This window comes from Desulfosarcina cetonica JCM 12296 (assembly GCF_001311845.1).
GTDB lineage: Bacteria > Desulfobacterota > Desulfobacteria > Desulfobacterales > Desulfosarcinaceae > Desulfosarcina > Desulfosarcina cetonica.
This window is the reverse complement of the sequence record NZ_BBCC01000189.1, coordinates 1-11,676: the sequence shown is the minus strand read 5'-3', so window position 1 is coordinate 11,676 and position 11,676 is coordinate 1. Positions and strand designations below refer to the sequence as shown.

The 11,676-nt window shown below is 52.6% G+C and carries 12 protein-coding genes and 1 pseudogene; 8 read left to right on the top strand and 5 right to left on the bottom strand.

The window, feature by feature from the left end; translation table 11 throughout:
• The coding region (locus JCM12296_RS27825) for a DNA translocase FtsK (RefSeq protein ID WP_172684146.1) at positions 1–698 on the top strand (698 nt) is incomplete at its 5' end.
• Positions 699–870: 172 nt separating this feature from the next.
• Positions 871–2,058 (top strand): HD-GYP domain-containing protein, encoded by a 1,188-nt coding sequence (locus tag JCM12296_RS27820; RefSeq protein ID WP_054699947.1) that lies wholly within the window; start codon positions 871–873, stop codon positions 2,056–2,058.
• Positions 2,059–2,477: 419 nt separating this feature from the next.
• Here the strand turns inward: JCM12296_RS27820 and JCM12296_RS39035 are convergent, their stop codons facing one another.
• Positions 2,478–2,864, bottom strand: a complete 387-nt coding sequence (locus JCM12296_RS39035) for a hypothetical protein (RefSeq protein WP_157067952.1) — start codon at positions 2,862–2,864, stop codon at positions 2,478–2,480.
• Between the two features lie 153 nt (positions 2,865–3,017).
• Between JCM12296_RS39035 and JCM12296_RS37170 the strand changes: the two genes are divergently transcribed.
• Positions 3,018–3,413 (top strand): hypothetical protein, encoded by a 396-nt coding sequence (locus tag JCM12296_RS37170; RefSeq protein ID WP_083456585.1) that lies wholly within the window; start codon positions 3,018–3,020, stop codon positions 3,411–3,413.
• 144 nt (positions 3,414–3,557) lie between these two features.
• On the opposite strand, the gene JCM12296_RS37165 is transcribed toward JCM12296_RS37170, so the two are convergent.
• Positions 3,558–3,956: a HigA family addiction module antitoxin gene (locus JCM12296_RS37165; RefSeq protein ID WP_246804983.1), complete on the bottom strand. Its 399-nt coding sequence runs from the start codon at positions 3,954–3,956 to the stop codon at positions 3,558–3,560.
• On the bottom strand, positions 3,883–4,164 hold the full coding sequence (locus JCM12296_RS37160) for a type II toxin-antitoxin system RelE/ParE family toxin (protein WP_083456583.1): 282 nt from the start codon (positions 4,162–4,164) through the stop codon (positions 3,883–3,885). Before JCM12296_RS37160 ends, JCM12296_RS37165 begins: the two co-directional genes overlap by 74 nt.
• 153 nt (positions 4,165–4,317) lie before the next feature.
• On the opposite strand from JCM12296_RS37160, the gene JCM12296_RS27815 reads away from it, so the two are divergent.
• The 3 genes from JCM12296_RS27815 (at position 4,318) to JCM12296_RS37155 (ending at position 5,903) form a co-directional block, all read left to right on the top strand.
• On the top strand, positions 4,318–4,926 hold the full coding sequence (locus JCM12296_RS27815) for an NAD(P)H-dependent oxidoreductase (protein WP_054699946.1): 609 nt from the start codon (positions 4,318–4,320) through the stop codon (positions 4,924–4,926).
• 285 nt (positions 4,927–5,211) lie between these two features.
• Entirely contained in the window at positions 5,212–5,550 is a 339-nt protein-coding gene (locus JCM12296_RS27810; RefSeq protein WP_054699944.1) for a hypothetical protein, read from the top strand.
• A gap of 137 nt (positions 5,551–5,687) precedes the next feature.
• Positions 5,688–5,903 carry a tautomerase family protein gene (locus JCM12296_RS37155; RefSeq protein WP_083456582.1) on the top strand — a complete coding sequence of 72 codons (216 nt, stop codon included), beginning with the start codon at positions 5,688–5,690 and terminating at the stop codon, positions 5,901–5,903.
• Positions 5,904–6,241: 338 nt separating this feature from the next.
• Here JCM12296_RS37155 and JCM12296_RS45950 read toward each other — a convergent pair.
• Together JCM12296_RS45950 and JCM12296_RS48275 are read right to left on the bottom strand one after the other, a co-directional pair.
• Positions 6,242–8,553: pseudogene (locus tag JCM12296_RS45950) on the bottom strand (UPF0182 family membrane protein).
• 76 nt (positions 8,554–8,629) lie between these two features.
• Positions 8,630–8,953 carry a UPF0182 family protein gene (locus tag JCM12296_RS48275; RefSeq protein ID WP_054699938.1) on the bottom strand — a complete coding sequence of 108 codons (324 nt, stop codon included), beginning with the start codon at positions 8,951–8,953 and terminating at the stop codon, positions 8,630–8,632.
• A 190-nt stretch (positions 8,954–9,143) separates the two neighbouring features.
• Here JCM12296_RS48275 and JCM12296_RS27790 point away from each other — a divergent pair, with 190 nt between their 5' ends.
• On the top strand, positions 9,144–9,782 hold the full coding sequence (locus tag JCM12296_RS27790) for a class I SAM-dependent methyltransferase (protein ID WP_246804981.1): 639 nt from the start codon (positions 9,144–9,146) through the stop codon (positions 9,780–9,782).
• A gap of 15 nt (positions 9,783–9,797) precedes the next feature.
• A partial coding sequence (locus JCM12296_RS27785; RefSeq protein ID WP_157067950.1) for a formylglycine-generating enzyme family protein occupies positions 9,798–11,676 on the top strand: 1,879 nt, incomplete at its 3' end.

The window sequence follows — 11,676 nt, the reverse complement described above, 5'->3', positions numbered from 1 at the left end:
CGCCCGCCGACGGCGAGGGCGCACCGGTCGAGCCGCCCAAGCCCCTGCCGTATATCGTCATCATCATCGACGAGCTGGCCGACCTGATGATGGTCGCCTCGCGGGATGTCGAGGTGGCCCTGACCCGTCTGGCCCAGATGGCCCGTGCCGCCGGCCTGCACCTGATCCTGGCCACCCAGCGGCCGTCGGTGGACGTGCTCACCGGCATCATCAAGGCCAACTTCCCCACACGCCTGACCTTCCAGGTGTCATCCAAGACCGATTCGCGCACGATCATCGACACCAACGGCGCCGAGAGCCTTTTGGGCAACGGCGACATGCTCTTCCTGCCGCCGGGCACGGCCAAGCTGCAGCGCATCCACGGGGCCTACATCTCCGAGACCGAGTTGACCCGCGTGGTCGACTTTCTCAAGCAGCAGCAGACCCCCGACTATGATACCAGCGTCATCCAGGCGCCGGAAAAGGGAACGGACGAGGAGGGCGGCGAGAAGGAGTATGACGAGCGCTACGACGATGCCGTGGCCCTGGTCACCCAGGCCGGCCAAGCCTCCATCTCCATGGTCCAGCGGCACCTGCGCATCGGTTACAACCGCGCGGCGCGGATCATCGAGATGATGGAGCAAGAGGGCATCATCGGTCCCCAGGACGGGGTCAAGCCGCGGGAGGTGTTGGCCAGAAGTTATGATGACATGTCCTAACGGTGACGGATTCGTAAAACACCCGATATCGGCATTACGCGGATCCTTCGTCACTGCGGCGTACTGCTAGTACGCTGCCTACGGCACCCGCGATAGCGGTATTCTCAGGATCCACAAGCCTTGATCTCGGGCGTTTTACAAATCCGTCCGGTTTCTATAGTACGGAAATGCCATGTTTATTCAAAAGCTTCGCGTGAGTATTTTCAACCTGGCAATGTCCATCGCCAAAGTGGTGGATTTGATGAATGCGGCCATTGGCCAACACCACATGCAGGTTGCCTATTGGGGCTATCGGTTGGCCGATGCCCTGTCTTTGTCAGATGACGAAAAACTCGACATTTTTATTGCCGGCCTGTTACACGATATCGGCGCCTTTTCAATGAAGGAACGCATCGACCTACTGGCTTTCGAGGATACCAGACCCGGAGCGCACGCCGTTGCCGGCAGTCTGATCCTAGAAGGCTTTGAACCCTTTGCTGCGATTGCCGAACTGATCAAATTCCATCACCTGCCGTGGAAAAATGGAAGGGGGGGCGTTCAGGACGGCGTGCGGGTGCCCGCCGGCAGCCACATTATCCACTTGGCCGATCGCGTGGCTGTCCAGATTTCTCCTCATGCACCGGTGTTGGGTCAGGTCCGCACCATTTGCGAGGCAGTCTCGCAACAACGCGGTGCGGTATTCGTTCCCGAGCACGTCGATGCCCTGCTTTCCATGAATCATCGCGAATACATGTGGCTGGAAGCGACCTCGCCTCACATGGAAGCCGTCCTGAAAAGAATTGTCCCGGTTTCGACACGGGAACTATCGGAGCAGCAACTGGTCAAATTTGCAAAATTGATCTGCCGCCTGATCGATTTTAAAAGCGAATTTACCGCAACGCACTCCAGCGGAGTGGCTGCCGTCGCCGTTGAACTGGCCGGTTTGACCGGTTTTTCAAAAAACGAACGAAGGATGGTTGAAATCGCCGGATACCTCCACGATCTCGGCAAACTTGCCATTCCATCGGAAATTATTGAAAAAGCAGGGCCACTAAACGAGAATGAGCGTTTCATCATGCGCTCCCATGTCTATTATACCTATGAAACCTTGGAGCCCTTCGAGGTGTTGCGTCCGGTCAGTCGATGGGGCGCGCTACACCAGGAGCGGCTCAACGGTACGGGGTACCCTTTTGGATTCGATAGCGACGATTTGCCCCTCGGTGCCAGAATTATGGCCGTTGCCGATGTCTTCACGGCGCTGACGGAAGACCGGCCCTACCGCAAAGGGATGGATAAGAAGCACACGATGGCTGTGCTGCAAGCCATGAGCGATACGGGTGAACTGGATGCGGCGATAGTCGCGCGGGTTTCGAAACGCTGACCGGTTGAACGCCATTCGTGAATCCGCGCAGAACCATGCCATGCGTGAATACACCGCCTTCCACAACATGCTGGAAAGTTTATCTGTGGCCTGAAACGACGGCCGGTCGGACCAGACGCCGCTGTCCCGCGTCGAAATGCGGCCCTTGGGGCACACGCGACGGCGGCCTCCACCATGACCATGGCGGTCCCGCTCAGGCCCGGCTGCCCAAAGGCACCGGGTGCCAGGTCGTGGCAAGGCTGTCTGCGCTGGGATATTGGCACATGGTGAGACGAAGATATGATGGGGTCATCGGGCCGGTGTTGATTGACATCGCGGCGTGGTGCGGCTCTAACGCTGCTGAAGACAAGCATGTTCTTAAACCCACGGGAGATTGGGGACATTCTATTCATATATATTAAAAAACTAATTTTCATGATTCAAAACAATAAACCAATGGACCCCATCGGCCGCACGCTACGGCCTTGCCCTGAACCAATAGCTACCGCCATTGCTGTCCGCGATGCGGCAAAGGGCAGATGTTGGTCATGCGCAAAATCCCGAAATGCAATCCGATCCACCATAGCATCGACCAGGATTGTTGTGCCGGGGTCGTGTGGGTACCGGCAGATACCACCGGTGGGGTGCGCCCAAACACCCAAAAATGGAAATTTGGCTTCCGTAACCCACCATCGACAGACTAACGTCCCAAACGTTACAGGCCGAACGCGATGATCAGAACAATATTTCGTGATCCCAACAATCAATGTCCCCTTGCATTTTTCCTCGGGCAAGCGATATAAAATCCATAGCTTGACCGACGGCATCAAGCGGCTCTGTTCAACGCCATTTTATCCACCATCCCTATCCTTGCTCCATTGGTTCCACCGAATGTTTTGTTAACACGCGGCTTGCCGTCGCTCAGTACTTTTGTATCGGGACGATGGATAAAACGCTATTCGTTGTGTGCAAGAAAACAAATGACTGATAAAGATTGGAAAATATTTCTTGTTATAGCAAGAAGAATCCTTGGAAAAGGTTTTTCGGTATCCTGGGCAAGCCAATCTTGGTGCGCATTTACAACATTTAGTAGCTTAGAGCACTGTTTAACTTATTGGACAAATGGGCTACCAGATGAAGTTGAATTATTAGAAGATAGGACGATAGACGGAGGTTTGTGGCGGCAGTCATTTTATTACAAAGATCTCGCTCATATTATAATACCTGCAAAATTTTATTGGGAAAGAACAAATTCTAGAAATGGCTTTCAATCGGGTTATAAGAGCCAAGACATCAAACTTCTTTCAACAGAATTGAACGAGGTAAAGATATTTCATAGAATCACCGATAAGATCCTTGAAATAAAGCTATATTAATATAAAATATCACACAACCAAGCGTTTCTGCGGACCGCAAACAGCGCGCGGTCCGCAGAACTTCACGTTTTTGAACCCGGCTTGCGGCATATCCTGAACGTTGAACGTTGGGGCTGGTGGATCTTAGGATATCCAGCAAATAGGTCATGCAGCATTCAAAGGCCGGATTTTTGATAATTCTTTACTATACCTTTGTTCCGAATCCCAAAGATCCCATGAGTGCTGTACATTCAACCAGAATTCGGGTGAATTACCAAAAAGACGTGACAATCTTAGCGCCATAGCCGGACTGATAGCACGTCGTTCTCTTAAAATTTCATTAATAGTTTGGCGTGATACGCCTAATGCGTTTGCCATGGAAGTCGTGTTAAGGCCATAGTCTGGCATGAAATCCTCTCTAAGCATTTCACCGGGATGAGTCGGCCTGATTTCACGCTTTGCTGTATTGGGGATCGCCATTGTTTTATCCTTAATAGTAATCGGTAATCTCAACATCGTAGGCGTCGCCTTCAATGAAGCAAAAACATATTCGCCACTGGTCATTTATAGATATTGAATGTTGCCCATTCCTGTCGCCTTTTAGAGCATGGAGTCTGTTACTGGGTGGCACCAAAAGGTCATTTATGTCATTTGCATAATGGATAAATTCTAAACGCCTTATTGCCCTTCGTAATAAATCGGACGGTAAGCGTTTTGATTTGCCAGAAACAAATATCTTTTGGGTTTCTTTATCGGCAAATGTTTTTATCATAAACGCAGTGTAAACAATCACGTGACAATTGTCAAGATAGAATAATACACCAAGAATTTAATGCCTTGGCCCAATAATGGCATTAATGTCGACGGCAAAAAACCGCCGCGCCTGATGCCGCCTGTTCTGCTTGAAAAAATGGGAAAGTAACATATGAAAATATCGCTAATAATTGCGCACCCAGATAAGGACAGTCTAAACTCTGCGATAGCAAAATGCTGTCTTGATACTCTTGAAGCAAACGGTCATACTGTTTATTTTCACGATTTATACTCTGAAAAATTCGATGCGCTACTTCCGGCCCAAGAAATTTCACGAACTACCGAATTGCCGGGCGAATTGAAAAAACACTGTGATGAAATCGCTTCAGTAGATGGAATTATTGTTGTTCATCCCAATTGGTGGGGGCAACCCCCGGCTATTTTGAAAGGTTGGATAGACAGGGTGTTTAGACCCGGTGTTGCATATGAATTTATTGAAGGAGATTCCGGTGAAGGTGTCCCAGTTGGTTTGCTTAAGGCAAAGTCTGCCTTGGTTTTTAACACATCCAATACCGAATCCAATCGCGAAATAAATGTATTTAAAGACCCTCTCGAAACAATTTGGAAAAACTGCATTTTCGATCTTTGTGGAGTCCATGATTTTTATAGAAAAATGTTCAATATCGTTGTCACGAGTAGCAATGAACAACGTATTGCTTGGCTTTCTGAGGTTGCTGAAATTGTGAATCAATATTATCCAAATGGGGAAGTGGCAGAGTAAGTGCTGAACGCCGATGTATTGGCTGGAAACGAGCTGCGACCCGGAGAAACCGGAGCCATTCGCGGATGGTCCCATCCCACTGACCGATCAACGGCGTAGGGTATTGAACAAGATGGGCTAAGCGTAGGCAGAGAATCCTGTGGGCCGCAGGGGTGGTCGCGTGCCCTGAAAGGCTGGTACAGCTTCGAAATGGCAATCGCGGACGCCGAGGGTTTTAACGGTCGCCACCGGGTAACCGAACCGGCGTTCCTACCGTGAGATTTTCCATATGGAGAAACGTTATCAATGGATGAAATCGGAATTTATGGCTATTGGCGAATTATAGAAATGGAAATGTGGGATCAAAAATTTATTGATGCTGAGGTCCAAGGATATTTTCATTTCGACGATGATGATAGTGGAGAATTCCAATTTGGATACGTTCATGGGTATATGGACTGTCGGTTCTCAATTAGAAATGGGAAGGACTTTGTAGAGTTTTCCTTTGATGGTAACGATGAAATGGATCCTACCTCAGGGAGAGGATTTGCAACCATTGAAGGTGATGTTATAATTGGGCGTTTGTTTTTTCATGAAGGTGATGATTCTGGATTCAAAGCTATTAGAAAAGAGGATAAAAAATAACCTTTTTCAGTGCTGGGCAGTTTAAGGTTGCCGGAAATAAATAATTCCTCCATCCTGCTTGTCTTTGTGCCCAGGTTCACATTTTAGTAATGTTGTGTGTCCATAACGATGTTCAAAAATTGATTGGAAAAGAATCCATGCCGATTGTTTCTATAAAAATGGCAAAAGGCCGAACCATTGAGCAAAAAAGAATTCTTGTTCGCGCAATAACCGATTCAGTTGTTTCAACTTTGGATGTCGAACCGGAATGGGTTACGGTGCTAATTGAGGAATTGGACCGAGAAAATTGGGCTACCGGTGGCGAACTACACATACATAAATTCGGTGCTGGGTGTGGAAAAGAAACTAAATAAATCACCAATAATTGTTAAGGGGAAACTTGGCACGAGAAGGCTGCCTCGTATGAACACGACCAGTATGATTTGGATTTATGATTAATTCCAATGCCCTTGGGAACGCAAGTTTTACGGTAACGTATGGGCGTTAAGCCACCCGAACCGCGCGGTGAAGAAAACAATGCTAAAATGTCCAAAATGTAAACATCGTCAATCGACAATCGAATCCATCGCAAGGTTAATATTCTGGTTTGATATGGAGCCAAGGGTTTGGAATTGCATTAACTGTAATAGCTCATTATCGTTTACCACTAAAGGCATCAGTTTATTCTGGGGTGTTTGTTTTCCCATAAGAATCACTTCCCGGGTTCTGCCAGAATTTTTTTCAGGTCTTCCATGGCCTGGCCGTATTCGGCCCAGCGGCCCTGCTGCAGATCCTGCTGGGCGCTCTGGAATATCTCCCGGACGCGGTCGAGAACCTGGTTTTGAACGGGGGCACGGACAGTGGTTTCCGGCTGCGGGGCGGGGGTTGCCCCGAAAAGGGTGTTGATCGCCTCGTCCAGTGTTGCGGCCATCACCACCTTGTCGCCATAAATGGCGATCACTCGTTTAAGCTGGGGGATATTGATGCCCTCGGCGGTCAGGTAAACCGGTTCGACATAAAGAAAGGCATTCTCGATGGGAATGACGACCAGGTTGCCGCGAATAACCCGTGAGCCGCGCTGATCCCACAAGGACAGCTGCTCGGATATGCGCGTGTTCTGGTCGATCATGGCCTCGACCTGGATGGGACCGTAAATCAGACGCTCCTTGGGCAGTTGGTAGACCAGTAGCTGGCCGTACTCGGGGAAATCGCAGCGGGCGGCCATCCAGGCGATCATGTTGTCCCGGTTTTGCGGGGTGAAGGGCGTCATGAGCAGGTATTGAAGCGTTTTCTCACCCGGCAGGCGCATCAGGATATAGTACGGCTCCACGGGAATCGCCTGACCGGCATACTTCTCCTGGGGGAAACTCCATAAATCTTCCTGGTTGTAGAACACCTGCGGATCGGTCATGTGGTAGGTGCGGTAGAGATCGGCCTGGATGGCGAACAGATTCTCGGGATATCTCAGGTGGGCCTTGAGGTCTGCCGGCAGGGCATCCAATGGCTTGAAAACACCCGGGAACGCCTCGCGGTAGGCACCCAGCAGCGGATCTTTTGGATCCGTGATATAAAACGACACGCTGCCGTTGTAAACGTCAACCACCGCCTTGGCCGCGTTGCGAATGTAGTTGATGCGGTCAAACGCCTTTTTATAGGGCTGGGCATAGGGGAATCGATCGGAAACCGTATACAGATCCTGGATCCAGTAAAGCCGGCCGCCGCTGAGCACCAGATAGGGGTCATCATCCACCTTCAAAAAGGGGGCGATGCGGGCCACTCGCTCCTTTACGCCGCGCCAGATCTGGATGCGGCTGCTGGGTTCGATGTAGGAACTGAGCAATATATTGACATCCGACTGGGTCCAGGAGAACAGCAGGCGTTTCCACCAGGCATCCAGCAAGATGCCGCCGCTGCCGCCGTAGCTGGTGTAGACGTTGTTATCGCCCCTGGGGTAGTCGAATTCCTTGACGTTGGTGGCGACGATCCGGTAGCGGGGCTGTTTTCGCCATAATAAACCGCCGGCTGGTTGACGTCGATGCCGTAACCGGATTGGGGCGGGATGTTTTCGATGATGTAGTCGGGAAGCCCTTCGGTCGTCTTTTTGGAGACGAAGTTCATGACCAGCCCGTATCCGTGGGTAAACTGCAGGTACTGGTTGACCCAGGTCTTGGCCTTGGGCGGCAGTTGGGCGGCCAGTTCCCGGGCGGAGAGCATGACCTGGTGATAGCCGTCCGCCAGGTGATAGCGCCCGACGTCCACGTCATAGAATTGATAGTAGAGCCGGATTTCCTGGGTCTGCCGGTAGGTATCGAGGATGGGACGCCAGTCCCACAAGCGGATGTTGTCGATGGTCTCCCGATTGTCGGCGATATCCTTGAGCGTCAGGTCCTGAAGGGCCGGGTAGGTTTGCTCCTGAATGCGGTCCAGCTGGAAGGCCTTGCGGGTGAACGCGATGTTGTGCTTGAGAAAAGGCGTTTCCAGTTGCAACTCGCTGGGGGCCACCTTGTATTTTTGGATCACGCCGGGAAGGACGATCACGACGACGGCATACAGGAGCAGGAAACCGCCGGCGCTCAATAACAGGAATCCCCTGAATCGTTTCACCACCAGGGAAACGGCCACCAGCGCGACCAGCACCACGGATGCGGCCAGCATGATCCAGAAACTGATGCGGGTAATGTGATACGCCGTGTACCCCACGCCATAGACGATACCGATCTGCCCGTAAAGCAGCTCGTAGCGGTCCAGAAAGTAGCCCCAGGCCCATGATGCCAACACAACGATCAGCAGGCCGGCGAGATGCCTGAAGGCGGTGTGGTCGTGGCGGACCCAGCTGCGCCAGCCGGCCTGAAAGACGCCGAAAAAGCCGTAAGCCACGGACGCCGCCAGCAGGTTGATCAGCGCCAATCCGTTCAGGCTGTTCTGGATCAGCTGGTAGAATGGCAGGCGGAAGAGGTAGAAGCCGACATCCTTGCCGTAGATGGGGTCGACCTGCCCCATGGCCCCGCCCCAGTAAAAGCGCACAAAGGTGTCCCACTCGGCGTAAAAGGTGAGCGCAAAAACGATTGCCAACAGCAGGCGCCCAAAGCAACAAGGATCTTCAACGATCCCAGCACGACGGGGATGCCCCGCGCCGTGGGAAATATCTGCGACGTGTCGAAGTCTTCCCCAGTGGAAGGTTCTTCTCGATGTTGCGAGCGGCAATGCGCAAATTGAGCCATGTTGCTGCCAGCACGACCGCAAACGCCAACGCGGCCAGGCCCCACCGCACCGCCAGCAGTCGCCAGAAGATCACGGCGTAGCCCACCTGGTTCATCCACAGCCATTGCTGGATCGTTCCGCCCGATACCGACAGGGCGATCAGAAGCAGGATCCCGGCCAATACCGTCAATACGGTAATTTTTTGCCTGCGTGGTTGCATCATCTGTTTCCCATTCGGTTGGTATTCTTATTTTTTTCTATCCCATTTCACAGCCATGGTCAATTCAACCCAGCCGGTGCAATTGCATTGTACGCGCATGCAGGGTATACGAAAACGGTGCTGGATTGCGCTGAGGGGATTTCAGCCAACCATGGTCATAGCGGCCCAAACCATGCCCACACCGGAAAGGAAAGTGAACATTGCCAAGCGAGCCGTCACGCATCGACCCGTCACGAATCGAACAGATCAAGGGCTTCATGGACCCGACCGAGGCAGGGCGCTTTACGACATTGCATTCGAGGCCTCCAAACAAGGCCCCTGCCTGGAGATCGGCAGCTACTGCGGTAAATCGGCCGTTTACCTGGGCTGTGCCTGCCGCGAGAACAATGCCATCCTCTTCTCCATCGATCATCACCGCGGCTCCGAGGAGCAGCAGTCCGGTGAGGAATATTTCGATCCCGCGCTATTCGATTTTCGTGCATTCACCATGGATACCCTGCCGCTGTTTCGCCGGACCCTGGTCCTGGCCGGTCTGGAGGAGACCGTCGTGCCCATCGTCAGCCGCTCGGCGGTGGTGGCGAAAAGCTGGGCCACGCCGCTATCACTCGTCTTCATCGACGGCGGCCACGCCTTCGAGACCGCCCGCACGGACTACGCGTGCTGGTCCGATCACATTATGCCCGACGGCTACCTCTTGATCCACGACATCTTCGAAAATCCGGCCGAGGGTGGCCAGGCGCCCTGGGAGGTCTACAAGCTGGCCGTGGCTTCGGGTGCGTTCGAGGAGCGGCCGCGTGTCGGGACACTGGGGGTGCTGAGAAAGAGAATCTAAGCGGAGGCTTTGGCCATGCTGGAAACCCTGACGTTTTTCAAATCCCTGAACAGTCAGAAATGGATTCCCGCCCTGTGGGGCAAGCTCAAGCAGATCCGGGCCGAACGCGAGAAGGAACTCGATGAGATCAAGGAGATCACATTCATCGATCCATTCGAACTGGCCGAGCTTTATGTGGAGCCCGATTGCCAGGAGATGAATCCGGCCGACCGGCGCGTGGAAGACGAGATGGTGGCCAAAGAGCCGGTCATGGTCAAGATCAACCAATTCTTTCGGCAACCGGCCACCCAGGCGGGGCGCAACCAGCTTTTCATCCTCTCCGATGCGGGCATGGGTAAATCGGCCCTCCTGGCCATGATCAAGCTCATGCATCTGACCCGCTTCTGGCCCCAGGACCGGGATTGCGTGCTGAAAAAGCTGGGGCCGAAAACCCTTGAGGAAATCGAAACCATCCCAAACAAGAGGGAGACCATCCTGCTCCTGGATTCGCTGGATGAGGACCCCAGCGCCTACGGCAGGGTCAACCAGCGTCTGGAGGAGATTCTCGCGGTCTCCCAGCGTTTCGCCAAGGCGATCATCACCTGCCGGACCCAATTCTTTCCCATGCTCCATACCCATCCCCTGGAGTTGCCTGGTCAGATATGCATCGGCGGTTACGACTGCTACTCCAAATATCTCTCCTTTTTCAACGATGGTAAGGTTTATCACTATCTCTCCAAACGCTTTCCCAAACGGTTTTTCGGATTGCTGTCCGATCAGAAAAAGATCGAAAAGGCCAAAGTCATCATCGCCAGCATGGGCAGCCTGCGCTGCCGGCCGATGCTGCTCAGCTACATTGACGATCTCATGGAATCCCCACGCATGCATGATGGCGGCGGCAATATCTATCATATTTACGATGCCCTGGTGGATAACTGGCTGCGGCGGGAACTGCTCAAAAAAAAGGATCTTGACCATAACGATCTTTACGATGCTTGCATCATTCTGGCCACATGGATGCAGATGCGACAAAAACGCGAGGTCAGCGAGGATGAAATCAACCGGTTGATCGAGACCATCTCGCGCAAGGTCAAGACCATCACCGAGATCGACATGAAAGGCCGCTCGCTCTTGAACCGCAACTCCGAGGGGGACTACCGCTTTTCCCACTACAGCATCCAGGAGTTCCTGGTCGCTAAATTCGTATGTGAGAAGCCGTTGTTTCGGCCGACGGAGAAAATCCATTCTACTGGTCAGATGCTTCAGATGATCGGTGGCTCAGGGAAGCCTGCTCTCGATCTAAGCATGCTTTTCGATACCGAAAATGACCATAATTCGATTACCCAATTCGGAATGACCTTTGTTTACGTTCCACCGGGATTGTTTAGTATGGGACGCCCAGAGGGTTTGCCGGAACATAGGTCGGACGAAACGATTCACCCTGTGCTGTTGACCCAGGGATTTTACATGCAAACCACACCGGTGACCCAGGCCCATTGGCAGGCGCAAATGGAAAGCAATCCTTCTAAGTTTAAGGGCGATGACCAGCGGCCGGTGGAGAGTGTATCCTGGAACGATGCACAGGCCTTCATCCAAAAATTAAACCAACGCAGTGGTGGCCAGATGATATTCAGGCTGCCCACCCAAGCCGAGTGGGAATATGCCTGCCGGGGTGGACCCCAAGCACCAGGCGATTCCATTCCTGAAGCGGATCTGGACCGGGTTGCCTGGTACGATAAAAATTCAGGAAATACGACCCACCCGGTGGCCCGGAAGGCACCCAACGCACTCGGCCTGTACGACATGCTGGGCAATGTCTGGGAGTGGTGCCAGGATTGGTATGGTGAATACTCAATAACACTTTTGATAGACCCCCAGGGGCATGAAACTGGCACGACCGGGTCCTGCGTGGCGG

Bases quoted from the DNA above. Each gene is read 5' to 3' on its own strand.
- JCM12296_RS37160 (WP_083456583.1), bottom strand. From the start codon at position 4,164: ATGATAAAAACATTTGCCGATAAAGAAACCCAAAAGATATTTGTTTCT.
- JCM12296_RS37155 (WP_083456582.1), top strand. From the start codon at position 5,688: ATGCCGATTGTTTCTATAAAAATGGCAAAAGGCCGAACCATTGAGCAA.
- JCM12296_RS27820 (WP_054699947.1), top strand. From the start codon at position 871: ATGTTTATTCAAAAGCTTCGCGTGAGTATTTTCAACCTGGCAATGTCC.
- JCM12296_RS48275 (WP_054699938.1), bottom strand. From the start codon at position 8,953: ATGATGCAACCACGCAGGCAAAAAATTACCGTATTGACGGTATTGGCC.
- JCM12296_RS37165 (WP_246804983.1), bottom strand. From the start codon at position 3,956: ATGACCAGTGGCGAATATGTTTTTGCTTCATTGAAGGCGACGCCTACG.
- JCM12296_RS39035 (WP_157067952.1), bottom strand. From the start codon at position 2,864: ATGCCGTCGGTCAAGCTATGGATTTTATATCGCTTGCCCGAGGAAAAA.
- JCM12296_RS37170 (WP_083456585.1), top strand. From the start codon at position 3,018: ATGACTGATAAAGATTGGAAAATATTTCTTGTTATAGCAAGAAGAATC.
- JCM12296_RS27810 (WP_054699944.1), top strand. From the start codon at position 5,212: ATGGATGAAATCGGAATTTATGGCTATTGGCGAATTATAGAAATGGAA.
- JCM12296_RS27815 (WP_054699946.1), top strand. From the start codon at position 4,318: ATGAAAATATCGCTAATAATTGCGCACCCAGATAAGGACAGTCTAAAC.